The sequence below is a fragment of the Nonomuraea sp. NPDC050547 genome (assembly GCF_044457345.1).
Lineage (GTDB): Bacteria > Actinomycetota > Actinomycetes > Streptosporangiales > Streptosporangiaceae > Nonomuraea.
Map to the genome: position 1 here is coordinate 1 of NZ_JBITGW010000001.1, position 25,403 is coordinate 25,403.

A 25,403-nucleotide genomic window follows, 5' to 3' on the forward strand; every position below is an offset into this window, starting at 1 on the left:
GTGCTTCTTGGTCGTTGGACCATTTACCGGAGACCTCGTCGTATGTCGATCACTTCCATGCGACCAGCCTCAAGGCCTTTTGAAACACGCCTTAGTCGCTGTCTTCGTGCTGCTGGCCGTAGTGCTCGGAGGTTTGCTGACGGGAGCAGGCGCCGCCCACGCCCAGGCGCCCGACGACCCCGTGTGCAGACCGGCGTTGACCAACACACCCGACATCGTCTGCACCGTCCCGGTCAAGGCCGACGGCAGGAGCACCGACTTCATCGGATGGACGAGCAATGGCGACCCCCTTCCCAGGTTCAACAACATCCGGAACATCCTGGTGAGTTGCGAACCCGGCGAGACGCTCGAGATCGAGCTCACGATCATCTACTCGCTTGGCGTCGAGGAGACTATGGGGGACACGCGAATCACGTGCCCGGACCGCAGAACTGCCAGCATCCGGTACCTCAACTGCGACACCGGCGCCGCTCTGGTCGTCTGCACGGCGCAGATCGACGGGACGCCACCGTTCAGCACCACGTGGACGATGAACGGAGTAGAGCAGACCTACTTCAAGAACTCATCCACCCTGCGGGTTGGCTGCGTGGTGGGCCGCCCCTTCGATGTCCAGATCGCCGTGACCGATGCGGCCGGCACCAGTGCCGCGGACCGAGCGCGAGGCGTCTGCAGAAGGATCCAGGAATGAACATCACGTAGCCGGCGGGTATCGCTCCCCTAGGCGTTCTCCTCCCGAACGTGGCCCCAGCCACCAGGTAGCCCGTGACCACTCAGAACTTCGATTCTGTCTGATGTCCGGGACGGCTCAGCCGCAGGTCAGCGCAACGACGGCGCGTTCTGCGGAGATTCGACTGTATCGTCGGCCCATCTGTTCGATGCCGAAACCAGGCGCTGTGCTGTCCGGCAAGCACGTCCGTGACCTGCGGCAACCTTCCACTTCGGGGCAGGGGCCACGTTCGGGAGGAGGACGCCGTAGAGCGCTGTTCACGCCCTGCGTGGATCAGAGGCGTTCCAATCGCCAGAAGTGATCGAGCCAGCTGCCGCAGGGAAACTGGATCACCGGTGCGCCGTCGGCGATGTCGCCGTTCCGGACCGCCAGGCATTGGCCTGCGTGCTTGTTGATGATCTGGACGTTGCCGCTGGGGTAGATCTCGAAGCGCCACTTGTGGTCGTCCCAGGGACCGCAGCCCCATTGGATGGCCTGGGTGTTCGGCGTATGGGTGCCTCCGGGGATGGCCAGGCATCTTCCGCTGTTGAGGTTTCTGATCCTGTAGAAGTCACCTTCGATTGGCTCGAGGCTCCACTTGTGGTCGTTCCAGTCGCCACAGGTGAACTGGGTTACCGACGCTCCCTCTGCAGTGGAGCCGTTTGGAATGTTGAGGCATTTGCCGGATTTCACGTTCCTGATCTTGTAGAGCCCGGGCGCGGGCCAGTACGGCGTCATAGCGGACGCTGAGGCCGCAAACTGCGTGGAGGCTACGGCCTGGCCGTGTGCAGGAGTTGTCAGCAAGGTGCCGATGAAGACGAGCGCGGCGACCGCGCCCAGCAGCGTTCTTAAGCTGCGATTCATGATTTGCCTCCTGATCGAGTATGGATGGCACTGCCTTCGTCGCTGCTTGGACCCGCGCTCGCCGCGGTGCGCCGGGCAGGACCTGATGTGGCGCTCTCATGCCTTCAACCCGCCCCCCTTTGGTGTTTTGTGTCGTGAGCGCTGCCCAGGTCGCGAAGGGTCTTTTCATTCCGATGTAGCACGGGGGAGTTGATTGGGCTCAGGCCGATCATGGTGATCAATCAATGGCAATCAATCGCCTGGGGCGACCCCGGACCCGGCTGTGATCGCCGCCGAGCGCGCGACGAAGGCCACAGCGCGACAGCCGCCGTCGGTCCGAGGACGGTGTGGTTAGGCGGCGTGCGCCATCTGGACACCATCGCGCGTCGACCGTTGTGAGCCCTTCCTGGCCAGACGTCTGGTCATGAGCGTGATCATGGCCCAGGTCAGGTGTGCCTGGCTGTGGTCGGGGCAGCATTCGTAGTCGATGACGTTGCGGCGGGCGTTCATCCACCACCCGATCGACCTCTCGACGATCCATCGGCGGGGCAGGACCTGAAAGCCTTGCTGGTGGGCGGGTTTCTTGACGATTTTCAGGGTGAGGCCCCAGGTGACCAGGGCGCCGCTGTAGGCGTTGTCGGCCCAGGCCAGGGCCCGGATGAGTCAGCGCGGCGCTGCAGCGTCGCCGGCAGGTCGGTCGCGTCCGGCAGGGCGCGATCGCCGATCTCCCTCTTGGCCCAGAGGCTCCCCCTCCAGCAGCGCCTGGGCCAAGAGGAGGTTTCAGGTGATGGCCTGGTCGATCGTGGCGAAGATGGGAATGTGCCGATCGAGCATGGTCACGCTGAGCAGGTGGGCGATCTGCGGCGCGGGGTTGACCAGCGTCAGCTGCCCGTCGCGCGCGCGGGCCTGCCGGTGGCAGGCCGGCACGCTGCGCAGGCCCAGGGAGTCCATGAACGTCAGCTCGGACAGATCCAGGATCAGATGCGGCCCGCGGGTCTGGCCCACAGCGGCTTCGACTGCTTCCTCGAAGGCGTGAGCGGTGGCGATGTCAGCTCGCCGCAGGCGGTGACGATGATGTGATCCGTGGACAGGACCGTCGTTGCGGCGCGGAACACAGCGGCACTCCCACCCTCAACCTCACGTATCGTACACAATCGGCTACATCACTGCGCCTGCCGATAATTACATCCGCCCAGGTCATGGCTCTGAGAGGGCTTCGGGTGCCGTTCGCGAGCTCGGTCGGCCGGAGACGGAAACGCGTGCGGCAGGATGATCCGCTGTGCTGCTTCGCCTGGCCTACCTGACCGTCACGAACGCTTTCGCCGCGCTGCGATTGCTGCCCATGGGCGATCGGGACAAGGACGTGGAGACTCTCGTCCTGCGTCACCAGATCACCGTCCTTGAACGCCAACTCGGCGCTGACATCAAAGTGAGATTCGCGCCCAAGGATCGGGCCCTTCTCGCCGCTCTCCTGACCTCGCTGCCCCGCGAGGTCCTGCGCCGGCTACGGCTTCTCGTCCGGCCGGACACCGTCCTGCGCTGGCACCGCGATCTGATGAAACGACGTCACGCCCGTACCTGCAGGCCGAAGCGGGCCGGCCGCCCGCCCAGGGTCCGCTCCATCCGCACTCTCATCCTGCGCCTGGTCCGAGAGAACCCATCCCGGGGCTACCGGAGGGTCCACGGCGAGCTCACCACGCTGGGTATCAAGGTGGCACCCTCCACGGTATGGGAGATCCTCCAACAGGAAGGCATCGACCCGGCACCCGAGCGAGCTTCCACCACCTGGGCCAACTTCCTGCGCTCGCAAGCCGACGCCCTGCTGGCCTGCGATTTCATCGAGACCATCACCCTCAACGGACAGCGCCACTACATCCTGGCCGTCATCGAGCACACCACCAGGCGCGTCCGTGTGCTCGGCGCCACCGCGCACCCCACCGCAAATTGGGTCACTCAGGCGATAAGGAACCTGGTGATGGACCTGGACGATGTGGGTTGTCGGGCGCGCTTTCTGGTCCGAGACCGTGACGGTAAGTTCCCCGCCCTCATAGACGAGATCCTCGCCGAGGCCGGCATCAAGACGGTGCTCACCGGTATCCGGATACCGCGGATGAACTCGATCATGGAGCGGTGGGTGCAGTCGTGCCACCGCGAACTCCTCGACCGCTGCCTGCTCTGGAACGAACACCACCTGCGGCACGCCCTGCGCGAGTACGAACGCTTCTACAACCACCACCGCGCCCATCAAGCCCTGGACCAAGCCGCGCCGCTGCGTTCCGTGCCGGACCCGATCACGGATCCAGAGCGAATCATCAACCTGAACGTACGCCGACGAGACCGGCTCGGCGGCGTCGTCCACGAGTACTCACATGCCGCTTGACCTGCATGGAGGAATTATCGGCAAGCGCAGTCACGCCGGGTGGGATGGGGTCATCGATCAGCACCGACATCGCCTCCCTAGAAGTCGCCATCCAGCCGGCCAAGCTTCCGCCTGACGCTCAGAAGAAAACCTCAGCCCGCCTCATCAGTTCAGGGTCTGTCGCACCCTGGCGGACACCGACGCCAGCCCGCGCAAAATGACGGCCTGAGCTCTTCCACGCGCCATTGACGTCGATTACTGAGAGATACCTTTGTTCTGGCATCAACCCGAGCGTCGGATGGCCGATACCGAGTCAAGTACGTGCTGGCCGCCAAGCTCGTCAACGAACTCGTGGAGGCGACCGACGAACTGATCCTCAACAAGCCCATCGCCCGCTACGGACGTTTCGATCTTTTGTGCCTCGACGAACTGGGCTCGACAACGCGGCGCTGACCTGCGTGGTGGGCAACAGGAGGACCAGTGCCGCCGCCTCAAAACCACCTAGCCCGCGGCCCGCGCGACGCTCGCGACCGCCGCCGGGGTGACCAGCGGCTCGCTCCTGTCCGGGCATCATAAGCTGGGGGCTCGGAACCAAGCTGATCTACCGTCTACCCCTGGAGAGCCTTCAGGGGGACGGCTCAGCCGGCCCACAGGTGGGTGGTGAACATCAGGACGTGCAGGGCCGACAGGGGGGCGGCAACGGCGGCGTACAGCAGGAACCAGCGGCGGTCGGCGCGGCCGAGCAGCACCCACAGCGGGAACCACAGCAGGGCCGAGCGCGGGATGGACATGTAGAAGGTCGAGGTGGTCAGGGCGGCGACCTGGAGACCGACGTAGGTGAAAGCGGGCCACTGGCGGCGGTGGGCCAGCCACACCGTCAGCGCCACACCGAGCACCGCGGCGGCGAGCTCGCCGCGGAAGGCCCAGGTGAAGGAGTTGTCGACCTGCCACGCGGCGTTCCAGCTGGTCTGCCACGCCTCCCACGGCCAGACCAGCTCCCTGCCCCAGCCAGCCTTCTGCGCACTCTGCCAGGCCAGCCAATCGCCGGTCCTGCTCCACTGGTAGGCGCTGTAGGTGGCCAAGGGGGCGAACGGCAGCAGCAGCCACCCGGCCGAACGCGTCCGCGCCCTACCTGAGCGGACGAACCAGACGACCAGCGCCACGGCCAGGAACAGGCCGGTGATGCGGACCGAGGAGGCGAGGGCAGCGCATCCGGCGGCCGCCACCCAGCGCCCGCGCCCGGCCAGCAGCCAGGCCGGCAACGCGAACGCCAGGAAGAGCGCCTCGCTGTAGCCGGCGACCAGGAAGACCGCCGGTGGGGCGAGCAACAGGGCCCACACCGCCTGCGCGCCTGCACCGGGGCGGGCCTCGCTCTCGGCCAGGCGGGCCAGCGCGCACACGGCGACCGCCCCGGCGGTCAGGGAGATCGCCAGCCCGGCCAGCGTCCAGTCGCCGATCACCATGTGCACGGCGCGCAGCAGCAGCGGGAAGCCGGGGAAGAACGCGGGCAGGCCTGGGTCGGGGTCGGCGCCGGGGTCGCCGGCGTAGCCGTAGCGGGCAATGCGCATGAAGTGGACCGCGTCCCAGCGCATCCATCGCTCCAGGTGACCGGCGTCGCGGCCGATGTTCAGGTACCAGGCGCCGCCTGCCGCGAGCAGGGCCATGGCGAGGTGGGCCAGCAGCCAGGCGGTCAGTGCCTGGCGGTGCGGCCGGCCGTTCAGAATGGAGTGCATGAAGCCTTCCCGGATTGGTGATATTGCGCAGGTCACTGCACCAATCGGGGTGTTTGGCGGGTGTCGCGGGAAAACCATACGTTCGCGATACGCCCGTCCTGCCAGGCTGTCCGCGCACGGGGAAGGGGCGGCGATGAGAGTGCTGGTCGTCGAGGATGAGCCCTACATGGCCGAGGCGCTGCAGGCGGGGCTGCGGCGCGAGGCGATGGCGGTGGACGTGGCCGCCGACGGGCACGCCGCGCTGGAACGGCTGGCGGTCCACGACTACGACGTGGTCGTGCTCGACCGCGACCTGCCCGGCGTCCACGGCGACGAGGTCTGCCGCAGGCTTCCCGCCCTGAACCCCGCCTGCCGCATCCTCATGCTGACCGCCTCCGGCCGGCTGGACGACAAGGTGACCGGGCTGCGGCTGGGCGCCGACGACTACCTGGTCAAACCGTTCGACTTCCCCGAACTGGTGGCCCGCCTGCGTGCGCTGGAGCGACGCACCGCCCCCGCCGCGCCGCCAGTGCTGCGGCGGGCCGGGATCGTGCTCGACCCCTTCCGCCGCGAGGCCTACCGCGACGGCCGCTACCTGCGCCTGACCCGCAAGGAGTTCGGGGTGCTCCAGGTGCTGCTGCGCGGGGGCGGCGGCGTCGTCAGCGCCGAGCAACTGCTGGAGAAGGTGTGGGACGAGCACGCCGACCCCTTCACCAACGCGGTGCGCATCACCGTCTCCACGCTGCGCCGCAAACTCGGCGATCCACCCGTCATCCACACCGAGACCGGTGTCGGCTACAGCCTCCTGCCGCCCTCGTGAGCCGCCTGACGATCCGGGCCCGGCTCACGCTCGTCTACGGGGGCATGTTCCTGCTAGCCGGGGTGGCGCTGGTCGCGCTGGTGTACCTGCTGATGCGCTTCGCCCCGCGGTATGCCTTCCCGGAGGGCCCGGCCCCGGCTCCGGAGCCGACCGGCTCCCCGAGTCCCATCCCCACCGTGGCCGCCTCCGACGTGCTGGACATCAACAGCAAGGAGGACGTGCTGGCCACGTTGCTGCTGTTCAGCGGCGTCGGCCTGGCCGTGCTGAGCGTCCTGGCACTCGCGCTGGCGTGGTACGTCTCCGGGCGGATGCTGGCCCGCCTGCACGACATCACCGCGGCCGCCCGTACGGTCGCCACCGGCAACCTGCACGAGCGCATCGCCCTGAACGGCCCGGCCGACGAGCTCAAGGAGCTGGGCGACACCTTCGACGAGATGCTCAGCCGCCTCGACGTCGCCTTCCAGGCCCAGCGCCGCTTCGCCGCAAACGCCTCCCACGAGCTGCGCACCCCGCTGGCCACCACCCGCACGATGCTGCAGGTGGCGCTGGCCGACCCCGACGCGCACGACCTGCGGGTCCTCGGCCCCAAGCTCCTGCGCACCAACCAGCGCAGCATCGACATCACCAACGCCCTGCTCACGCTGACCAGGGCGGAACACGGCCTGACCGCGGCCCAGCCCGTCGATCTGGCCCGGCTGCTGGCCGAGGCGGTCGCCGGGCTCGACCACGGCGACCGTACGGTGTCGGCCTCGCTGAGCCCGGCCGTCATCCACGGCGACCCGACCCTGTTGCGCCAGCTCGTGACCAACCTGCTGGCCAACGCGATCACCCACAACGTCCCCGGCGGCCGCGTCCGCGTCACCCTGACCCGCGAGAGCCTGACCGTCGCCAACACCGGCCCCGTCGTGCCCCCCACGGACATCGAGCTCATCTTCGAGCCCTTCCACCGCCTGGAAGGCCGGCGCACGCGCACCGGCCACGGCCTGGGACTGGCCATCGTGCACGCCATCGCCGAGGCCCACCACTTCACCCTGACCGCCCGCCCCAACCCCGGCGGCGGCCTCACCATCACCATCCACCTCCCGCCCATAGACATATGAACCCGCACACCTGGGCCGTCACCACCGAGGACGGCCCCGCAGGTCACCGCCCGGCATCCTGTACCGCGTCAAAAGGCACCAACGGCGCAGGAGTTGCAACAACGCGATGCTTCACACGTAGATGCTGAGCATTCGCTCAAATCTGGTTGAGCGAATGCTCAGACGAGAATGATCATTTCTTGAGCACTTCCAGGCCAGAGTAGGTGGACGAATTTTCGGCACCCACACCTCCAAGGGAACAGGGGACCCGCGGCGTTCCTGCTCGACTCCGTTCAGAGGCTGATGAACGGTGGCGAGGTCAAGCCTGTCGGCCGGGAAGGGCTGGATCCGTCGATACGCAGCGAGCAGGGCAGTGCTATCCCCCTTAACTGCCTTCGCGAGCGAGGGGCAGGACATACTCCTCGGCCTGCCTCGCCAGATGAAGCGGCAGCGGCCGGCTGAGCGGGTGGTACTCGTCGTGAAATCGCAACTGATGAGCCGAGGTCGCGACAATCGCCGGTTGGTCCGGGCGTGCATCGGCGCGCCCGGACGCCTCCAACGCAGCTCTGGACAAGCAACCCAGGACCGTCAGCTCCAAAGCCTGAGGATTCGACGCCGTAGCGGCCGGGGCATGGGGCCATGACTCAGTGGGAACCAGTTTGAGGAGGTCGCGAGCCACCTTGCGTCCCGCGGGCGGCCTGTCGACGGTGCTCGCGAACACCCGATTGTCTTGGTCCGCGTTTCGCGCGCGCCAGAGACCCTGCGCCAGACCAGGCGTGAGGTCCTCACTCGCGCCGGGTGCGAACCATTGCGAGGTCTCCTCCCGGCTGTTGGCGTCACGGAGCAGCACCACGCGAAGGTCTGGCCCATGGAGCGCAATCCACGAGGGTTCTCGTTCCCCGTCGAAAGAGATCTTGTCCTTTACGAGCTGCCCGTTGCTGAGACCAGGCCAAGCGTCACGCAGGTTTCCGCTGTTGACCAGGAGAAGGGTCGGCCGATCCCGTACTTGGTAGAGCAAAGATCGGATTCGACGCTGGACCGCATCGCGTCTGTCCGCGGCGGTCCGGATGTTCTCGACGGCTCCATCGGCGATGAGAGTGAGAAGCAGCTGGGCATACGGCACCCACTCCTTACGGGCATCGTCCCAGCCACGCACAGAATGGTGCACGTCGTCCGGGCGTATCCGAAGGGCGACCAGATACTGCCCTGCTTGCCGGGTCGGTCCACCGGCCTGGCGACGGACATACCAGAGGGCTAGGTACTGCAGGTCAGGAGCCAGCTCCTCACCCAGCCGCTGTTGAGGTGGGACCACGGCGCCGAGTTGTCGCATACCGTCGGCAACGGCCGAGAGGGCGCGTCGCTGCACGGGTTCTTCTGAATCTTCCGGAACGACGATGAACTGGCTGACCCTGCCCGCCGCTGCACATCCGTGCCGAAGAGCGCTCTTGGGGTCGGAATCCCGTGCCGTGAACCGGTCCGGACCCAGAGTCTCGACGATGGCCAGCTGGGCGGTGGACGTGCCAGGGCCCAGATAGGCCGCGGTCTCGGCCGAGCGGGCCCGGATGGCGTGGGCCAGCGCTTGGGTTCGTGACTGGCCTGTCCTACGATCGGCCCTCAGGGGGGCTCCAAGATTCTCCAGCGGCCGAGTCCGCACGATTACGCGTAGGTCGCCGGCCTGCCATTCGTGCTCGTCGGCCTCGGCGGTGACGGGCGGAAGCTCCAGCCATTCGCGAATCGCCTCGACCAGCTCATCACGAGTCTGTTCGTTCTGCCAGAGCACATCGATGAGCAAGGGCTGCTCGCCCAGCGCCGCGCGCACCGCGTCACAACGGGCCTGGACAAGCCGGCGAGAACGCAGCTCCTCCTTGATCGGGTCTTTCGTCTTCGCAGGCAGCAGGACCGGCTTGGACTTTCCGCGTACGCGCTCGAGAGGGGCGACCCGGCGGAAGTAGGGGCGGAGACCATCCTCAACCCAGTGATCAAGCAAGGAGCGCTCGAGCGGCATGAGGCCGGCCCCGACGCCGTGCGTGCCCATCGCCGTGCTGTACACGATGCCAGCCGCGACTCCGCCCTGTCCTTCCATCCAGGTGACCGGCTCAGCCGTCAGCTCGGCGGGTTTCGGATAAGAGTGGACCAGGTCAAGCCCTGGCAGGAGCTCGGCAAGGCTTCGCCGGTTCCATGCCAGGACGCCGAGGCTGCGATCGAATGCCAGCGAGTTGAGAGCGAGGCGGTCTCTTGTGTTGGCTGCCTCCAGCCATGGCAAGGGTGCGTCGAGCAAGACCGAGGCGCCACGACCATCCGGCAACAGAACGGGGGGCTTGGTGGCCCATCGTCGGATCCCGTAGGAGACGTGCACCCGGAAGCGTGCAGCGAACGGTACCGTCTGCACGGTGATAGTCATGACGGCCGAGTAGCGCCAGATCTGCCTCTTCCGGACATATGTCTGTGGAGGCCAGCTGACGAGCTCGACACCTTGGTCGCGGGAAACGAGCCGGAACGACAGGCTGGAGCCGCTGAGGGGCATCGGCCGAGTTGTGAGCCTGGTGCCGATGCGCTCGGGGAGGAGATGATAGAGCCTCTGCTCAGGACGAGCAGTGCCGCCAGGGGAGGTACCGGCGGCGGTGAGGTTCACGGTCTCGGACAGCCAGTCCGGCTCGTAATCTTCGATGAGAGTCAGTGCCTGATTGAGTGCGGACCGCTGCTCCGTATCCTCATCGTCGGGCGGCAAAGTCATCACCCAGGAGGCGAGAAGTGTGGTCACCAACTCGATGGGCATCTCGTCGATCGAGTAGAACCAGGGCACCTCGGCGCTCGTTCCGGCTCCCCGTCCCGTAGCGACCAGCCCTGGCGCGGTGGAGCGGAGCAGATCGTTGAGACTGCTGACGGGAAGGCTGACTGGTTGGTCGCGGCGCCACCGCCTTCGGTAGAGGTCTATGAAGGGGATCCTCCACTCGTCCGGGAACGTGAGGATTCGATAGTCCTCGTGCCAGGGCCCGGCGTCCGGGTCCGGTTCGTAGGCAGTCATGTTGATCAGGTGATACACGGGGAAACCCCTTCCTTCGTGATCTGGGTCAGGCATTGATCAAGTGCTTGCCACATCGGCCGGTAGAGTGACATGACGATGCGACGGTCGATCTCGGGCACGTCACCATCCGAGGTGAAGTACGGCCTCAGCACCGCATGGATGCTGTACAGAAGGCTGGTCTCCGGAGTGTCGGACTGACCGAGCGCCAGGTTGGGTGCGAAGGCGGCATCGACGAACGCGACACGGGTGGGCACCGCGCCACGCACGGAACGGCCGATCACCTGCCAGATCAGCACGAGCAAGTCCCAGGTGACCGACTCGCGATCCTCGTCCAGGCGACTCCACGCCATGCTCCTGGCAAGCAGGCGATACCACTGGGAGCGTGCTTGGTGCCTGACTTCGCGGGCACCTTGGCCCAGAGTGGCTTCGCCGCGCACCCAGGAGGCGAACTCCCCGCTTTCGACGGCACGCACGATCCAGTCGTTGATCGCGTGCACGGCGAGACCGAGGTCATCGGGGCGCGGGTTGGGCCGGGCCAGAAAGTAGATCGATCCAATCGCGGCATGCTGGCGGTCGACGTCGAGGATGTTGTGCCCGCGTTCCACCGCGAGGAGAGGAGCAACCAGGATCTCGGCTCGGGTGGAGGCCAGAGTTTCGACCTCACCCCGACGCAGAACGGGCGCATGATGCTCGTCGTCGTCCAGGTGACTTCCGGTCTCGATCTCGTCGTCGGGGACCAGTCGGCGGACCCGCCCCCTCCAGCGCGCGTTGAGCGTGTGGAGCGCGTCTGCCACGATTTTGGCTTCTTCGTAGCTGCCCACGAGTAGCAGGATGTGGCGGCGACTCTCAGGTAGCTTGAGGAGCTCGCTCTGAAGCTTGCTGATCCCCTCGTCGTTTCTGCCGAGGGCGACGGCCATACATCTGAGAATGTCGCCTCGCCTGATGAGAGGCTCACCAGAGATGCGGTACGGCTGATGGGGTTCGTCGCACTGACATCGGATCCCGCAGCTGCAGCCGTCGCGAAGGAACTCGATGCGGAATCGGCTCTGATCAGCGATGTGATCCAATTCCTTCGGATCCGGCTCGATGATCACCCCGATGGGGACGTTGATGTGGTATCGGCTGGAGCGGCCAGCCCAACTGCTGCCTGACATCAACAGAACGTTGGTACCTGGGCGGCCGTCCACTTCGGGGAGGCCCGGCATGGCGCGCAAGAGTTCCCTGCCGACTCCGCTGCACCTGAAGAAACGCAGCTCACCACTGCGCACGCCACCGGGGTCCGGCCCCTGCATGATGAACTGGAATCCGATCACGTTGCCCATCGGGGCTTCCGGCACCATGGGTCCGTAGTCGAGTGGCCTGCGGTACATCTCATTGAAGCCGAGCTTGAGCGCCACGGCCACTCGCGGCCACATGGCGTTGATCAAGGCCAGCTTGGGCTCCATCGCGCTGAGTAGCAGGGTGAACTCGAAGCGGGTCGCCAGAAGCTTGAGCCATTCGTCGGGCTCAGCCGGAAGTGCGCGCCGCCAGCGACGCCGGTCCGTCTCTGAGGTGAGCTCGGCGCACTTCGGCTCAGGTGACGGCCCGTCACCGGCCAGGGCGCGGAGCTGCTCGTAGCGCTCGTAGCCCTGGTCGGTCTGCCGCAGGATCGGATCCAAGTCGAACAGCCTGCGGAGCGTCTCCACCAACCGGCTTCTCGTGCGCGCCCTGTTGTTGGTGTGGAGCAGTTCGCTCAGCAAGCTCGTGAGCTCGGCACTCTCCTCGGTCTGCAGACGTCGATCGCCGAAGGGGTTGTCACGGAACGCGTCGAGGATGTCGGTCAGTTGGCGCCGTGCTTGGAGGTGGGCGGATTTTCCTGCCATGGCCTGCTGGGCCGCATAATTGTGATCATCGGGAACCGGATATCGCTCCTCAATCAATCGGAGCTGGAGCGTCCAAGCGCTGAAGTATCCGATCCTGACCCAATTGCGTAGCCCGACGTCACTCACGAGCATGGCCAGCAGCCGATCTGCCGCAGCTTGCGTGGTGTTGACGGCGGCCGACCAGTTCTCCACATCGCGGTCCGACAGTTGGATGCGCCCGGCACTGGCGAGTTCCCGAATTCGGTGCTGGTTGACGTCGTCCAGGAAGGAGCGCGTGTCGGGACCACCACCGATCAACGGGATGGCGGGGGCGAACATCCGGTCGAGTTGCATCTGCACCCGGTCGGCTTCGTCGACGATCACCAGATCGCTTCGACGGCAGGCCAGCTCCAGATAACGGACACGCTCGTGGTTCTGCGGGTACGGCACCGCCACGTCGACCAAACTCGCCGGTGTCGCGACCCAGATCAGAGCGTCGACGAGCTCACGAGCGGCATGGTGTCGCGGACAGCCGGTCCAGAACGGACAAGCCTGCCGGGGCCGCTTCCAAGGGCCTTCGGTGAAGCCACCGCGCTTGTCGGGCGGCTGGAGCCGTTGGCACGGCGCCTCGCCGTACCCCAAAGGCATGTCGTCGAGCCGCAGCGCGTCAAGGGCGCAGGACGTGCTCAGATACGCGAAGCTGGAGTCGTCCTGAACCAGAAGGTTGAGCCCACCGCGATTGGCCAACCGGCGGTGCAGGCGTTCGGCATGCTGAGGGCGACTCGACGCACCGAGGACTGGGGCGGCGGATTTGGGGACAAAGGTGTTGTAGAGGTCGACCAGTTTCATCTGCTCCGCGACATCGCCGATGATGACCGTCGTCCGGCGGCGGCGGCGGGCCAGGTGGACGGCGATCACGTCTCGCAACGTGCTCTTGCCCGCGCCCACGATCCCCAGCAGGTGCTGGAGGCGCGCCACTTCGAACTCCTCAGCTGGGTGGAAGGCACCCTTTCGCTGCCTGAAGAAGTGGGTCCCTTCGAGCCGCTCCGCCCACTTGGCGAAGGCGATCGAGTCCATGAACGCCGCTGTCTCCAGAAGCTCGTCGCGAGTGAAGGTCAGTGGCCGCCCCTCGTTCGCCGGTCGTGCAGTGAGATCGTGGCGAAGGGGCGCGGGCATGGCCTGGTCAGGTAGCTCGACGGTCGCGAGATGCCGGCCGACCGGGAAGGCGTACCGTCCCGCACCCGCGATCGTCACGGGCCGTCCGGCGAAGTACGGCGCTTCCTGCAGCAATCGTTCGTATGTCTCCCAGCGGTCTGGCGCCACGGACAGCGACGTACGGCGGGTGGCGGCCAGGTCCGGATCGACCACGTCATAGCCGCGCAACAGCCGGTCGTACTGCTGATAGTTCTGGAGTGCGTCGGCCCATGCCCGGCGGCGTCCCCAGGTCCACAGTGTGTACCTGGCGGTTCGAAGAGTCTTCTGCCCCGCGGCGTTCGCGGCGCCCCAGACGGCCGCGAAAGGGAAGCCGCTGAAGAGCGCCCATGCGTCCGCCGCCGGTGCGCCAGGGCAGAGGTGCTGTTGAAGGAGGAGGCCGATCTCGATCTCACACAGAGACGTCAGCTGATCGTTTCTCTTGTCAGGTGCAGCCTCTGACAGGAGTTTGGTCACCTCGCGCAGGGACTGTTCGGTGCTACGCATCACTCCTCCTCGGCTGTGAGGCGTCGAACTGGCTCTTCGACAGCAGGAGTACTTCCACGTTGCCCGGCAGGGCGCCGTGGAAGCCCCGTAGGTAACCTGCTCTCGCCGCCGTACTGTCTGGCACCACGACATCCAGTGGGTCGCCGAGCAGGGAAGCGACTCGACCTGCCCGTAGCGCGGCGGGTCCCGGCTGCTCGAAGTCCTGGAACAGGACCGCGCGGGGCGACCCGGCTTGATCGACGTAGCGGTGGACACCCCGTTCAGGAAGAAGAGGCGGAAAGGGCCCTTCAGGCTCGACGAGCCCCGGCAGGCACAGGAAGAGGCGCAGGGCGACGTCGAGCGCCAGCGCACGCTTCGGCTGGTCGGTCGCTTCGAGCCGATCAAGCTCGAGGGGACAGCCGCCTTCGCACCAAGGGCGTTGTGAGGGAAGGGCCTTGGCCAGCAACCCGCACCCCTTGCACTGGTGCAGTAGCCCCTCGATCACGAATCGTTCCGGTACCGGCTCGTAGAGATGCCTCACCAGCTTCCAGATCGGAAGCATGGTCGGGCGCATCCGCATCGGATCATGGCGGAGGATGACCGGCCGATGCAGCAGGAACGACCGGCACTCCATGAAACGTTCCGCAGTTCCGCATGCGGTCAGTAGTTCGTTCAGCATGGCATCGGCCTTCTCAGGGAGACCGTCGTGATCGAGACTGGTGAGTTCAGCGCAGGAGCGTGTCGGTTCGCCCGCGATGCGGTGGATCAGACGGGTGTCAGGAGCCAGGAAGTTAACTGGAAGTGCGAGCGGCCACGCCGCCGGTTCGAGCTCACGGCACATGGCCAGCAGGCCAGGCACTCCGCTAGGTACGGCCGAGCCCCGGGTCAGCCCCGCCAGCACCAAGCTGTCCAACGAGCGTTGCAGGTTCGGAGGGTACGGCAGGCGAAAGGACGACGCCTGGGTCACCGACGAGAGGTCGAGCACTCCTCGAGCCACCATGCCCAGAGTCGTAAGGTCTCTCGTCGTGGGAACGCTCACGGAGCCGCCTCCGTTGCCCGCTTGGAGCACCACCGGGACACCTCGCAGGTCTTGCATTCCGGACCAGGTAGAGCGTTGAAGGCGCCATCGGCATGCCAGCCCGACACTTGCTCGCGGAGCGCCGTCTCGGCTGCCGATTGCACACCCGCTGCGAACGGGTCGATCAGATGAAGGTCGACTCCGGCGGGTTGCAGCAGTTCGAGCTCGACCCGTCCCCTGAGATCGGGGCCGGACAGAAGGCCGGCTCCGATGATCCGGACGGCCAGGGCAACCTGGGGATATCTGGTTAACACATCGCGGCAAGGGCGATTCCACCTGGAGGTTTTGGTCTCTCGCCACACCCGGGCGTCTCCGTCCTGGTAGAGGAGATCGGGGTCGGTCAGGACGAGCAGGTCGGCTGCGGAATCGTCGAACGCCAGAGCGGGTTCGATCCGAATCTCCGATTCGGACACGCTCAACCGTATGGGGCACACCTCGGCATGGTGCCGGAGCAACTCGGCGCCGAGCCGCTGTTCCTCGACGGGAAGGTCGAAACCTTCAGGCATCCAGTCCGGTGGGATGTCCGAGCCGCACGGCACGCTCGGCCGTCGACAGTGCTGTGCGGCCAGAAAGGCATGGACCGCGCGGCCGCGCTCAGCATCCGCACTCCGCTCGACAGCGTCGTTGACCGGCAGCCGCAAGCCGCGCATGTGCGCACGGGCCGGGCACTTCTTGTAGCCGTTACCTGTCGTTGGTGACCAGCTACGGCGTGGCCTGGTGCGGTCGGCAATGCCGAGAAGTCCAGGAGCGGCGGGCAGGGCTGGACAGACAGGCGACACAGCACAGGTCCCGCAAGCGCTCCCTGGCTGGTACCCCCGGTTGTCGAGGAGCGCACGTACGGCGGGCGCACCGTCGGTGCGGTAGGCGGACAAAGCTTCCTCTCGGGTGCCGTCGAAGATCGTGTCCACCTGCCCGTCCGATAGGGAGAACTGGACGACGCGAACCCGCTCGAGCCGGGGATCGGGATCCGCCTCCGCGGTGATCAGGGCGGCAACCGCACGCTCCACCTTGGTGCGTGGACGCACCCTGTTGGTTGGCAGGCGGAGCTCACGCTGCCGTCCATCAGAAGATTCGAAGCATCGTCCCCACGCGCTGATCTGGTACTTCGCACCGTCGCCTCGCCGGTATCGATAGACCCAGGGGCGGCGTGCAGGGCGTAGTTCCAAAGCCGGCGGGAACGCCTTGCCGTACATCTCCAGCGCGTGCCGGGTCCATTGCCGCACTCCGTCGTGCGAGCGGCGCTGGTTACGCGGCTCGTCTGCTGGACGTTCGGCCTGGTCGAGTGCCGCCATGAAAGGCCCGTGAGGGAATTGCTCCAGCTTCTCGGGCTTCTCCGCAGCTCGCCTTCGAGGCGCGAACCCATGGGCTTGGAGGGCGTCTGCCGCGGGACATCTGTAGCGCTCGGGTCCGAACATGCTGAGACGGATACTGACGACATCCGTCCTGCGGTACATGCCGTCCGGTGGCCATTTCTCTGCCATAATTTACTCCCTCTTCGGGTCGTCTCGCGTGGGGTCAGGCATTAGTGATCGGAACTCTCCTCAATGGGCGATACCGGGTGCAGAGAAAGATCGGCCAGGGTGGCATGGCTGAGATATTTGCGGCCCGGGACGAACACCTTGACCGGAAGGTTGTGGTCAAGTTTCAATTGCCCCGCTCTTTCGAATCAACCGTTCTGTTCAGCGAGAAAGGCGATGAGATCCAAGATGAGTACTCTCGTCTAGGGCGAATTCCAGGGATTCGGGGAATTCCGAGTGTTCTCGATACCGGCCATCTCGGCGAAGGATCTGGCCGACGATTCTTCGTGATGGAATTCGTCGACGGAATCACCTTGAAGGACTGGATCGTCGCACACCAGCCGGTTCAATCCGTCGCGGCCGTATGCGTCATCGCGCAACTGTGCGAGATTCTCGCGGAGTTGCACGCGGGGGGATATGTCCATCGCGATGTCACGCCGAGCAACGTGATGATGCAGGCTCGGGGGCAACTCAGCCTGATCGATGTGGGAATCTCTCTTCCCATCGGGGAGACGAACTCCTCTCCCTGCGGCAGTCCTGGCTACGCTGCACCTGAGCAGTACGACCAGACAGCCCGGCTGGATCAGCAGACCGATGTGTTTCCTCTTGGAGCGATGCTGTTCGAGATGATGGTTGCGGAGCTTCCCTACGCCGGACTGGACCTTCCTCTCGACCGGACCGCCCGCCCCTTCCCCCAAGACTTCATGCGGGAAATGCCGGAGCGTCTGCGGGCTCTCGGCCTGGCCATGGTCTCGATCGACCCGCGAGAGCGCCCAGATGGCCCGAAGGAGGTTCTGAACATCTTGCGGCCGATGCTGCCGCCTCTCGGTGCTCCCGCCGCACCGAAAGCCACTCGGCCGGACCCAACCGCCTACTATCGTCAGGGCTTGTCGGCATCTTGACCAGGTGAGACCACGCCGTGTCACAGGAGGCTCCGCAAACGCTCGAGGCTCGCTTCGGGGTCGCGCTTGCCAAGTCGACGCATGATTGTCAGGGCTTGATCGAGTGCTCCGTCTGCCTGCTGTGGCCGCTCTCCGATCCGCAACGCCTCCGACAGCCAAACCAGAGTCCTAGCCTCTCGGCTCGCGTAGGTCAGCGACCGATAGAGGCTGACGGCGCCCTCGAAGGAGGCGATCGCGCTTTCATGGTCTCCAAGAGCCACGTGAATCCGACCCAGGCTAAACAATGCGTGAGCCTGGCCGTTGAGGTCGTCAGTGGTGTTCAGGAGGTCGAGAGAGCGGCGACAGCAATCCAGCGCCTCGCCAAATCGGCCAAGATCGTAATTGGCACTTCCGATGCCGTTGAGCGCGGCTCCTTGATTGAGCAGATCTTCAAGCTGGGTGAACACGGAAAGGGCTGTGCCGAAGTGCTCCAGCGCCTCGCCAGGCACGCCACTCTCCCGAAGCACGACACCGAGAATATGGCGCCCCATGGCGCCGCCCCGGATGTCCTCGCCGTCATCGCTCAGCCGGACGGCGTTACGCAGCTCCTGTATCGCAAGCCTCAGGTTTCCCAGACTTCTGTGTGTCCCTGCACGCATGCGGTGAACCATGGCTACGTCCCGAGATGACGCAACCCGTTCAGCCGCAGCAAGGGCATTGGTCAGGTGTTCGATCGCGTCCAGGCCGCGGCCGGTGCGCCACTGATAGGTCACCAGGGTCATCGCCAACAGCCACGTGTAGTGGTCGAGGCCATGGCGACACGCCAGCCGAATAGCCGCCGTGAGGGTCGAGTACTCGGCTTCGAGCCAGGCCATCGCGTCGGCCGCTCCGGCCGGAGCCACGACTTCGACGGCCCGCGGTTCACCGATTGGCAATCGTCGGCCCGGGTCCAGCTTGCGATCGCAGCTCCAGGCATTGTGGAGGAGGAACGAGAGCACGCGCTCCATCACGGTGCTCCGCTCGCCCTCGTTCTTCGTGTCCGCCCTCTCGGCGGCGTAGGCACGTACCAAGTCATGCATGGCGTAGCGCTCGAACACCGGCTCGGTTACCAGACTCATAGCCATCAGTTCATCGAGTGTCCCGCTTGCTTGGCCGGGGTTTCCTACGAGTGCCCGTAGTGCCGGCCAGCTGATGGTCGGCCCGGGATGAACTGCGAGCTGCCAGAAGAGTGCCCCCGCCGGAGCTGTCAAATGCTTGTGGGAGTTCTCGATCGAGCGGCGTACGCTCTCACTTCCCGTACCTGCGTTGAGGGAACGCAACGTCGTGCCTTCCTGACGCAGCTCACGGACGATGCCACCAACTGCTTGAGCCGGCCGCGAGGCGATCCGCGCAGCCATGATCGCTAGCGCCAGCGGAATTCCGGCGCAGCTGTGGACGATGTCGTCAAGAAAGGGGACGACCGTGCGCATCCGCTCGTCGCCCATCCGTGTCCGCAATAGCTCGATGGAGTCCTGCGATGTCATCGGTGCGAGGTCGATGAGCTCAGCGCCTTCCCGGATCGCCAGCCCATGCATACGCCGTCGGCTGGTGACGATGGCCGCACTCGCTCCCGGCCCGGGTAGCAGCAGGCGCGCGTGGTCCTCGTCGAGCGCATTGTCCAAGATCACCAGGATCGCTTGATCCGCGAGCGCGCTTCGGTAGGCGGAGACCATCCCATCCATTGTCGGGGTCTCCGGACGCACGCCAACATCGTTCAGAAACCTGGCGAGAATGGGGCCATGTCGTTCAGGCTCCCGCGAAGAGAATCCGCCAAGGTCGACATGGAGGATGCCGCCGAGAAAGCGCTGCTCAATCAGGGCTGCTGCCCAAGAGGCAAGGGAGCTCTTCCCGACACCTGGTGGGCCGGCCAGCATCGCGATGCGGCTGCGGCCGGGCGTGCGCCCCAGGAGCGTGGCCTCCAGTTGCTCGAGCTCGCGGCCACGGCCGACCATCTCGACGGGAAGAGGCGGGAGCTGCCGCGGCCGCGGTCGGTCCGGCACGGCTTGGGGGGTGGATGTAGAGCTGTTCAGCGTCGCCACGTTTCTTGACAGGAGAAGGTGGAAGGCGCTCTTTCCGGATCGCTGCTCCCATGAAGAGAGCGCAGGTTCGATCTCGTCCAGCCGGCCGAGCACGCGCAGGGCCTTAACCTTCAGGTCGAGGAGCGTGAGGCTCTCCGGCCAACGGTCAATCGCCAGGTGGGCCCGGTTGAGTGCGGGTAACGGCTGGCCGCAGTCCAGCTCTGCGCTGACGCACGCAGCGACGAGATCGTGGAGCTCGGCGATGAGCTCGTCCCGCTTTTCTTGGAATGCTGGTCCGGGCAAGCCTTCCAATGGAGTTCCTCGCCACTCGGCATAGGCCGATTTGAGCGCCTGCAGTCGATGGCTGGGGTTCTCGGCCATCTGAGCGGCATGGAGGAACTTCTTGAACCTGCCGTAGTCGATGTCTTTCGGCCGGAATTGGAGCTGGCAGAAACCACGTTCCTTACGGTGTGCAGCATCTGGGAGGTGCTGTCGTAGAACGTAGAAGCACTGACGGATTCGATTTCCGTTGGATGCCTCACCAGGCCACAAATAGCGAGCGATGGTTTCGTGCGATGCGCGATGCTGCTCCGCCAGGACCAAGACGGCGAGCAGTTCAATGGCTTTTCCCGATGATAGCTCCACCTGCCCGTCTCCTCCAAGGGCGACGACCGGACCGAGCACGCGGCAGTCCATGCTGCTCGACCTCCTTTCGCGACTCCTGCGTGTTCCTTGATACCGCAAAGCATGACATGGAAGTCCACGGCCCCATTAACGCTCGCCTAACGATTGCCGGTTGGCGATTCCGGGGCCTAACTGCAACGCTGTCGTCAACGCCTTGGCCGCTCAGGTGGCGACCAAAAGCCCATGAATGCGACATTTATGGGCACAATCGGCAAAGGAGATAATGTGAGCTATTCGCAGAGGCGACCTGGTAGGCGCGATGGGCGACGGCCTAAGGCCGATCGGCCGATCAAGGCGACGGTCCCCCCACGACGCCCGCGGCGCCCTCGTCCAGCGCCCCGCCTGCCGCGCAACAAGCCGTGCCCCGTGGGCCAGCCCGAGGCCTGGTCCACCCGCTGAGATAGCCGAGTGAGCCGGGAGGTGGCCTGGATGCCAGGCTGCCTCCCGGTCGTGGTTACCGGGGACGTCACTTGTGGATGAGCGGAATGGTGCCGTGCGGAAAGCGCGTCACGCGGCCTCGCGGGAGAACTTGTCCGGCGAGCTCGAGTACCACGGGTCCGCGGCCCACGGATCAGTTCGGGTGGGTGGACTGTCCGCTGGGCGGAGGTATCCCTACGACCGCACTCACCGTGCCCACAACTGCGAGAACGGCCATGACCTCCGCACAGGATGAGGCGGACTTCAGCGAGCGAAGCGGGCATCGGCCAATCTTCGGCAAGCTGTCTGGTGTTGCGGTACGGCATCCACGATGCGTCCTCGACGCGCATGGTGCGGTGGTCAGGAAACGCTGATCCCGCTACCGATCGCGGTTGCGGTCGATGGTCTCGCTGGGATTGCGTAGCGTGTCGCGCAGCTCCACGGTGGCTTCCGCGCCGCGGGGTACGCTGTGTAGGCTGCCCGCGATCTTGCCGTCGCTGATGTCCCGGTGTAGTGAGTGCGGCGTGCACGGTGGCACAGTGGTTGCGTCACGGGCTGGCCACCCTCCAGCTCGTCCGTGAGCGCACCAGACAGGGTTACGCCGATCATGTGCGGATCCACTTGGTCCCCGCATGGGCTGGGGACCGCTGGCGGAGCGGCTCCGGCGTCCCCCTCACGAACCGGCCACCACGCTGAGCGCAATACCGGAGATCTCCCTTGGTGCCGGTGTGTCCCAGATGTGACCCAGGCATGACCCATCTCTTGATTATTTGATCAAGAGATCAGCGAATCTGCAGGTCAGAGTGGTAGGGCGCCCGGGGCCCGAACCCGGAACCTACGGATTAAAAGGCGGCGTAGGGTCCGCACTCGCCAGGATCTCAACCCGTCGGTCACGGTGGCGGAGTGGATGGAGGAGTTCCTGCGCCGCAAGCGCAGGATCGACCCGACCACGCGCCGCTCTTATGAGGCGCATATCCGGCTCTACTTCGTCCCTTATCTGGGTGAGATCCGGTTGGATCGGTTGCGGGTGTCGGACGTCGCGGGGATGTTCGATGCGATCGAGGAGTTCAACGACGTCATCACCGCCGCCCGCGCCAGCAGGGACCCGGTCCAGGGGGCGGAGGTGCGCAATCGGCGGCCGGTCGGTCCCGCGACGATGCACCGGATCCGGGCCACGTTGCGGCACGCGTTGAACATCGCGATCAAGCAGGATCGGCTGATCGACTTCAACCCGGCCGCCGTGGTCGAACTGCCCGACGCCGCATCCCCCAAAGCGCTGGTGTGGACCGACGAACGCGTCGCCGACTGGAATCGGACGCTGCAGCGGCGGCTCACCGTCGAGCAGCAGCGGCGCGGCAGCGAGCTGAGCCGAGCGGCGACGCTCAATCTCTACGCCTCCACACCGCGTCCGTCTCCGGTGATGGTCTGGACCCCCTCGCACACCTATGCCTTCCTCGCCCACGCCGCCACCCACCGGCTGTACGCGCTGTATCGGCTGATCGCCCTGCGGGGACTGCGCCGCGGCGAGGCGGTTGGGCTGCGCTGGCGGGATGTCGATCTGTCGGCGGGGACGGCTGGGGTGCACTGGCAGATCACCCAGCTCGGCTGGCAGCCGATCCAGGGCAAGCCCAAGACCGAGGCCAGCGATCGCACGGTCGCTCTGGACGACGACACCGTGACCGCGCTGCGCGCGCACCGCAAGGCTCAGGCCGCAGAGCGTCTGGTCGCGGGGGAGGCGTGGGTGGACAGCGGATTCGTCTTCACCGACGAGATCGGCAGGCCCTTGCATCCGCAGCAGGTCAGTGACCAGTTCTACCTGCTGGCCTTCCAGGTGGGGCTGCCACCGGTGCGCCTGCACGATCTACGGCATGGTGCGGCGACGCTGATGCTGGCGGCCGGTGTCGATGTGAAGATCGTGCAAGAAACCCTCGGGCACGTCTCCTCCACCTTCACCCGTGACACCTACACCAGCGTCTACCCCGAGCTGGCCAAGACCGCCGCCGAATCCACCGCCGCTCTCGTCAACACCGCGGCACGCAACGGCCAGACGGCGCGGTTGATCAACCTGCCGGCCAAGACCGGCGACAACGCCTCCACCTGAACCATTCGGCATGTGAAAGCGGGCCCGCCATGCCTTGGGCGGGCCCGCTTCATCGTTGCCAGCAGCTTCGTGCGGATGGCGACCGGGCTATGCGCAAGAGGGTGGCGTCGGGCCAGGCTCCTCGGGTGGGCATCACCGGTGTGTTGGCTATCAGCCACATGCCTTGAACGGGCAGACAGATGCAGACTCTGCCAGGCCCCACACCTCGCGGGATATGCGTTTTCGAAGCACGGGCCCTGGTGGCTTGGCGGATGCGTGACCGAGCGGTAGAACAATCCTGATCGTCCGCCCTCAACGGGCGTTCCGGCAGGACCTTCACGTGGTCGTCTTAGGGGTCTGAGTTGAGATTGACGGTCTCAATGATCTACCGGTTGACACCGTCCGTGCGCGCGAGCGACCACCGAGCGACCAACCATGATCAACATCGAGGTCGCAGCAGGCGAAACTCCGAGAAAGCCCAGGTCAGGCATGGTGTAGGAGAGTAGGGCGGGTGGGACTTGAACCCACGACCCACGGATTATGAGTCCGGAGACCGGCGCTATCTGATCATGCCTCTGAGCTGCGACAACTCTCGAAAGGGTGTGTTTTGTTGAGTCAGCGGGGGAGACATTGGGGGATGATCAAGCCTGAGTGCCATTCTCATGGTTCATGCCTGAGCCAGGTGGAAACCATCTCGCTACATCGGACTCGGCCGTCAGCGTGCGCCTGAGACGTTCAGCGACAGCGGTTCTCTGGGCAGCCTACGGAGTGGCCTGCATCCATCCCATCTTGTATGCCCCCTGATGCAACGCCATCACAGGTAGCATGGAATGTCGCTGACGAGACGAAGTGGGATGCTGGGAATGGATAAACGTGCCGAGTTCTCGGCGGCAACCCGGAAGATCATAGCCGAACGAGCTGGTTACCAGTGCTCAGTGTTAAATTGCGGACGATCAACCGTGGGGCCAGGGCCAGGTAGAACGCAAGTCGTGAACACTGGCATGGCTGCTCATATCTATGCTGCGTCGCCGGGTGGCCCGCGCGGAACAGGAGGTCTCCCCGCTGCCGAACGCCGGGAACCTGAGAACGGTATTTGGTGCTGCTACTCACATGGTAAAGAAATTGATTCCAATAAAGGCCGCGTCTATTCGGCTGCCGAACTCAAGGCATGGAAACGACTGCACGAGGCACGGAAAAGCGCTGAAGTAAACGGGGGCGCGCGAGACCGTTTCGGGTTGGTGGAGTCGATATCAGTCAATTCCGCTCCTGGGGCTTTGTCGGGGCGAAAGTTTGAGCTGGCCATGCGGAACTTCATCACTGGCCCCAATGCTAGTGGTAAATCAGTTCTGGCTCGCCTTCTTGCAAGTGTCGCACATCCAGACCACGTGGCAAAACTTTCTCGTAATCGCGATGTGGACATTGAAGTTCGATGGTTTGATCCACATACTCATGATGTCGCTACCGCAGGCCGATCGGGCAATGTAACCCACGTTCTCGATGGTCGATTGGTTCCATATGTTGCTCGGCCATACAAGACAATCTTGCTTGAGGAGGATCGAACTGATGAAGCTCTTGGCAATCTCGTCTCTCTTGCGCAGATATTTGACCTTAGTGTGTCGGCGATGAAGGCAACGCTCAGCATGCTCGCCGAGTCGAGCGATGTTGTAAAAGAGATTCGTATCGCAGGTAAGCAAGTTGACTGGATAGTTGAAGTGGGTGGTCGCACAGATAGGTCAGGTCACCGCTGTTTCAGCAGATCGATGCAGAACCTTATTATGTGGGAACTGGCTGCTTTTCATGCCCAACATCACGCGCGTGTCGAGCCCACCTTGCTCCTCATCGATGGGGCGCTCGGTCGCTGCTTTGACCGGAAAGCGACAGATATCGCAATAGATCGCCTGGAAAAGGTGGCTGAACATGCCCAAGTGGCGTTGATTAGTACGTTTCTACCCACGTCGGAGGTTTGCCGTGGTTGGACCGTGACCACTTTGGATGATCACTGGACGGCGGGACGAGGAAGTCTCGACTCTCCGATCGACTTTGAGATCCAGGCCAGAACGGTCATTGAAGGTCCATTTCGGCCATGAATATCATTCGTCATCGTCGAAGATGCGCGGAGGCTGAGGAAGTGGATTGATAGTGCCGCGTTCGAAAGCGACCCAATTCGCGACGTTGTTTGAAACGACCATCATCGCATCGCTGGCATGCTCTCTGATTCGGAAGTTCTGAGACACTGTATAATCGCTGCCATATGATGCTTGATTGAAAGCGGTAGCGACAACATCGCGTACTTCGTCTAACTGTCTAGTCAGATTAGGATTATGTTTGGCAATGGCCATTATTAGTAGCGAGGTTTCCAATAGCCACTCGCTCAGCACAGTGCCAAGCTCGCCATAGTCAGGTGGCGGTTGGAACGGTGTGCACATAAGTTTGGCGGCACGATGTGTGAGTCGAATGAAGGTGTGTGCACTTTCTCGTGCGGCAGAAGTTTCAGTTAGGGCCCGTTCATGTCTGATCGTCGCTTGCACGACGTACCATGCGGTCAATGCAGCAACGATGCCGCCTATAACAGAGCTGATCGCTCCCTGCAAAAGGTTGGCCCACCAGTCAACAGGTTGTCCCACGGC

At 64.8% G+C, this 25,403-nt stretch carries 18 protein-coding genes and 1 tRNA gene; 8 read left to right on the forward strand and 11 right to left on the reverse strand.

Annotation, left to right across the window (positions count from 1 at the left end; all coding sequences use genetic code 11):
* On the forward strand, positions 1-688 hold a 688-nt coding region (locus tag ACIBHY_RS00005), incomplete at its 5' end, for a hypothetical protein (protein ID WP_397305429.1).
* Between the two features lie 312 nt (positions 689-1,000).
* Here ACIBHY_RS00005 and ACIBHY_RS00010 read toward each other — a convergent pair.
* The 3 genes from ACIBHY_RS00010 to ACIBHY_RS00020 form a co-directional block, all read right to left on the reverse strand.
* Positions 1,001-1,570: an RICIN domain-containing protein gene (locus ACIBHY_RS00010; RefSeq protein ID WP_397305430.1), complete on the reverse strand. Its 570-nt coding sequence runs from the start codon at positions 1,568-1,570 to the stop codon at positions 1,001-1,003.
* Positions 1,571-1,900: 330 nt separating this feature from the next.
* Positions 1,901-2,059: a hypothetical protein gene (locus tag ACIBHY_RS00015; RefSeq protein ID WP_397305431.1), complete on the reverse strand. Its 159-nt coding sequence runs from the start codon at positions 2,057-2,059 to the stop codon at positions 1,901-1,903.
* Positions 2,060-2,329: 270 nt separating this feature from the next.
* Positions 2,330-2,611 carry an STAS domain-containing protein gene (locus ACIBHY_RS00020; RefSeq protein WP_397305945.1) on the reverse strand — a complete coding sequence of 94 codons (282 nt, stop codon included), beginning with the start codon at positions 2,609-2,611 and terminating at the stop codon, positions 2,330-2,332.
* Positions 2,612-2,828: 217 nt separating this feature from the next.
* Between ACIBHY_RS00020 and ACIBHY_RS00025 the strand changes: the two genes are divergently transcribed.
* Together ACIBHY_RS00025 and ACIBHY_RS00030 are read left to right on the forward strand one after the other, a co-directional pair.
* Entirely contained in the window at positions 2,829-3,929 is a 1,101-nt protein-coding gene (locus ACIBHY_RS00025; RefSeq protein ID WP_397305432.1) for an integrase core domain-containing protein, read from the forward strand.
* A gap of 300 nt (positions 3,930-4,229) precedes the next feature.
* Positions 4,230-4,361, forward strand: coding sequence for a hypothetical protein (locus tag ACIBHY_RS00030; RefSeq protein WP_397305433.1), 132 nt, complete (start codon positions 4,230-4,232; stop codon positions 4,359-4,361).
* 185 nt (positions 4,362-4,546) lie between these two features.
* Here the strand turns inward: ACIBHY_RS00030 and ACIBHY_RS00035 are convergent, their stop codons facing one another.
* Complete coding sequence (locus ACIBHY_RS00035; RefSeq protein ID WP_397305434.1) at positions 4,547-5,641, reverse strand: mannosyltransferase family protein; 1,095 nt, start codon at positions 5,639-5,641, stop codon at positions 4,547-4,549.
* A gap of 133 nt (positions 5,642-5,774) precedes the next feature.
* Between ACIBHY_RS00035 and ACIBHY_RS00040 the strand changes: the two genes are divergently transcribed.
* Together ACIBHY_RS00040 and ACIBHY_RS00045 are read left to right on the forward strand one after the other, a co-directional pair.
* Positions 5,775-6,440 carry a response regulator transcription factor gene (locus ACIBHY_RS00040; protein WP_397253758.1) on the forward strand — a complete coding sequence of 222 codons (666 nt, stop codon included), beginning with the start codon at positions 5,775-5,777 and terminating at the stop codon, positions 6,438-6,440.
* Positions 6,437-7,540, forward strand: coding sequence for a sensor histidine kinase (locus tag ACIBHY_RS00045; RefSeq protein WP_397305435.1), 1,104 nt, complete (start codon positions 6,437-6,439; stop codon positions 7,538-7,540). The genes ACIBHY_RS00040 and ACIBHY_RS00045 overlap by 4 nt, the downstream gene beginning before the upstream one ends.
* Positions 7,541-7,904: 364 nt before the next feature.
* Here the strand turns inward: ACIBHY_RS00045 and ACIBHY_RS00050 are convergent, their stop codons facing one another.
* The 4 genes from ACIBHY_RS00050 to ACIBHY_RS00065 are packed head-to-tail and all read right to left on the reverse strand — an operon-like array spanning position 7,905 to position 16,621.
* Entirely contained in the window at positions 7,905-10,562 is a 2,658-nt protein-coding gene (locus ACIBHY_RS00050; protein WP_397305436.1) for a pPIWI_RE module domain-containing protein, read from the reverse strand.
* Positions 10,550-14,083 (reverse strand): hypothetical protein, encoded by a 3,534-nt coding sequence (locus tag ACIBHY_RS00055; protein WP_397305437.1) that lies wholly within the window; start codon positions 14,081-14,083, stop codon positions 10,550-10,552. Before ACIBHY_RS00055 ends, ACIBHY_RS00050 begins: the two co-directional genes overlap by 13 nt.
* Entirely contained in the window at positions 14,076-15,158 is a 1,083-nt protein-coding gene (locus ACIBHY_RS00060; protein WP_397305438.1) for a hypothetical protein, read from the reverse strand. Before ACIBHY_RS00060 ends, ACIBHY_RS00055 begins: the two co-directional genes overlap by 8 nt.
* Positions 15,098-16,621 carry a PD-(D/E)XK nuclease family protein gene (locus ACIBHY_RS00065; protein ID WP_397305440.1) on the reverse strand — a complete coding sequence of 508 codons (1,524 nt, stop codon included), beginning with the start codon at positions 16,619-16,621 and terminating at the stop codon, positions 15,098-15,100. Before ACIBHY_RS00065 ends, ACIBHY_RS00060 begins: the two co-directional genes overlap by 61 nt.
* A gap of 77 nt (positions 16,622-16,698) precedes the next feature.
* Here ACIBHY_RS00065 and ACIBHY_RS00070 point away from each other — a divergent pair, with 77 nt between their 5' ends.
* Positions 16,699-17,559 carry a serine/threonine protein kinase gene (locus ACIBHY_RS00070; RefSeq protein WP_397305441.1) on the forward strand — a complete coding sequence of 287 codons (861 nt, stop codon included), beginning with the start codon at positions 16,699-16,701 and terminating at the stop codon, positions 17,557-17,559.
* A 20-nt stretch (positions 17,560-17,579) separates the two neighbouring features.
* On the opposite strand, the gene ACIBHY_RS00075 is transcribed toward ACIBHY_RS00070, so the two are convergent.
* Positions 17,580-20,291: a tetratricopeptide repeat protein gene (locus tag ACIBHY_RS00075; RefSeq protein WP_397305442.1), complete on the reverse strand. Its 2,712-nt coding sequence runs from the start codon at positions 20,289-20,291 to the stop codon at positions 17,580-17,582.
* Positions 20,292-21,591: 1,300 nt separating this feature from the next.
* Here ACIBHY_RS00075 and ACIBHY_RS00080 point away from each other — a divergent pair.
* Positions 21,592-22,797: a tyrosine-type recombinase/integrase gene (locus ACIBHY_RS00080; RefSeq protein ID WP_397305443.1), complete on the forward strand. Its 1,206-nt coding sequence runs from the start codon at positions 21,592-21,594 to the stop codon at positions 22,795-22,797.
* A gap of 482 nt (positions 22,798-23,279) precedes the next feature.
* Here ACIBHY_RS00080 and ACIBHY_RS00085 read toward each other — a convergent pair.
* Positions 23,280-23,351, reverse strand: a tRNA-Ile gene (locus ACIBHY_RS00085).
* Positions 23,352-23,765: 414 nt separating this feature from the next.
* Between ACIBHY_RS00085 and ACIBHY_RS00090 the strand changes: the two genes are divergently transcribed.
* Positions 23,766-24,863, forward strand: coding sequence for a hypothetical protein (locus tag ACIBHY_RS00090; protein WP_397305444.1), 1,098 nt, complete (start codon positions 23,766-23,768; stop codon positions 24,861-24,863).
* A 3-nt stretch (positions 24,864-24,866) separates the two neighbouring features.
* Here ACIBHY_RS00090 and ACIBHY_RS00095 read toward each other — a convergent pair whose 3' ends face one another.
* A complete protein-coding gene (locus ACIBHY_RS00095; protein WP_397305445.1) occupies positions 24,867-25,400 on the reverse strand; it encodes a hypothetical protein in 534 nt (177 codons plus the stop codon).
* Positions 25,401-25,403 lie beyond the last annotated feature (3 nt).

Excerpts from the sequence above, each read along its gene's own strand:
- ACIBHY_RS00035 (WP_397305434.1), bottom strand. The coding sequence starts at position 5,641 with ATGCACTCCATTCTGAACGGCCGGCCGCACCGCCAGGCACTGACCGCC.
- ACIBHY_RS00010 (WP_397305430.1), bottom strand. The coding sequence starts at position 1,570 with ATGAATCGCAGCTTAAGAACGCTGCTGGGCGCGGTCGCCGCGCTCGTC.
- ACIBHY_RS00065 (WP_397305440.1), bottom strand. The coding sequence starts at position 16,621 with ATGGCAGAGAAATGGCCACCGGACGGCATGTACCGCAGGACGGATGTC.
- ACIBHY_RS00060 (WP_397305438.1), bottom strand. The coding sequence starts at position 15,158 with ATGCAAGACCTGCGAGGTGTCCCGGTGGTGCTCCAAGCGGGCAACGGA.
- ACIBHY_RS00075 (WP_397305442.1), bottom strand. The coding sequence starts at position 20,291 with ATGGACTGCCGCGTGCTCGGTCCGGTCGTCGCCCTTGGAGGAGACGGG.
- ACIBHY_RS00055 (WP_397305437.1), bottom strand. The coding sequence starts at position 14,083 with ATGCGTAGCACCGAACAGTCCCTGCGCGAGGTGACCAAACTCCTGTCA.
- ACIBHY_RS00015 (WP_397305431.1), bottom strand. The coding sequence starts at position 2,059 with ATGAACGCCCGCCGCAACGTCATCGACTACGAATGCTGCCCCGACCAC.
- ACIBHY_RS00040 (WP_397253758.1), top strand. The coding sequence starts at position 5,775 with ATGAGAGTGCTGGTCGTCGAGGATGAGCCCTACATGGCCGAGGCGCTG.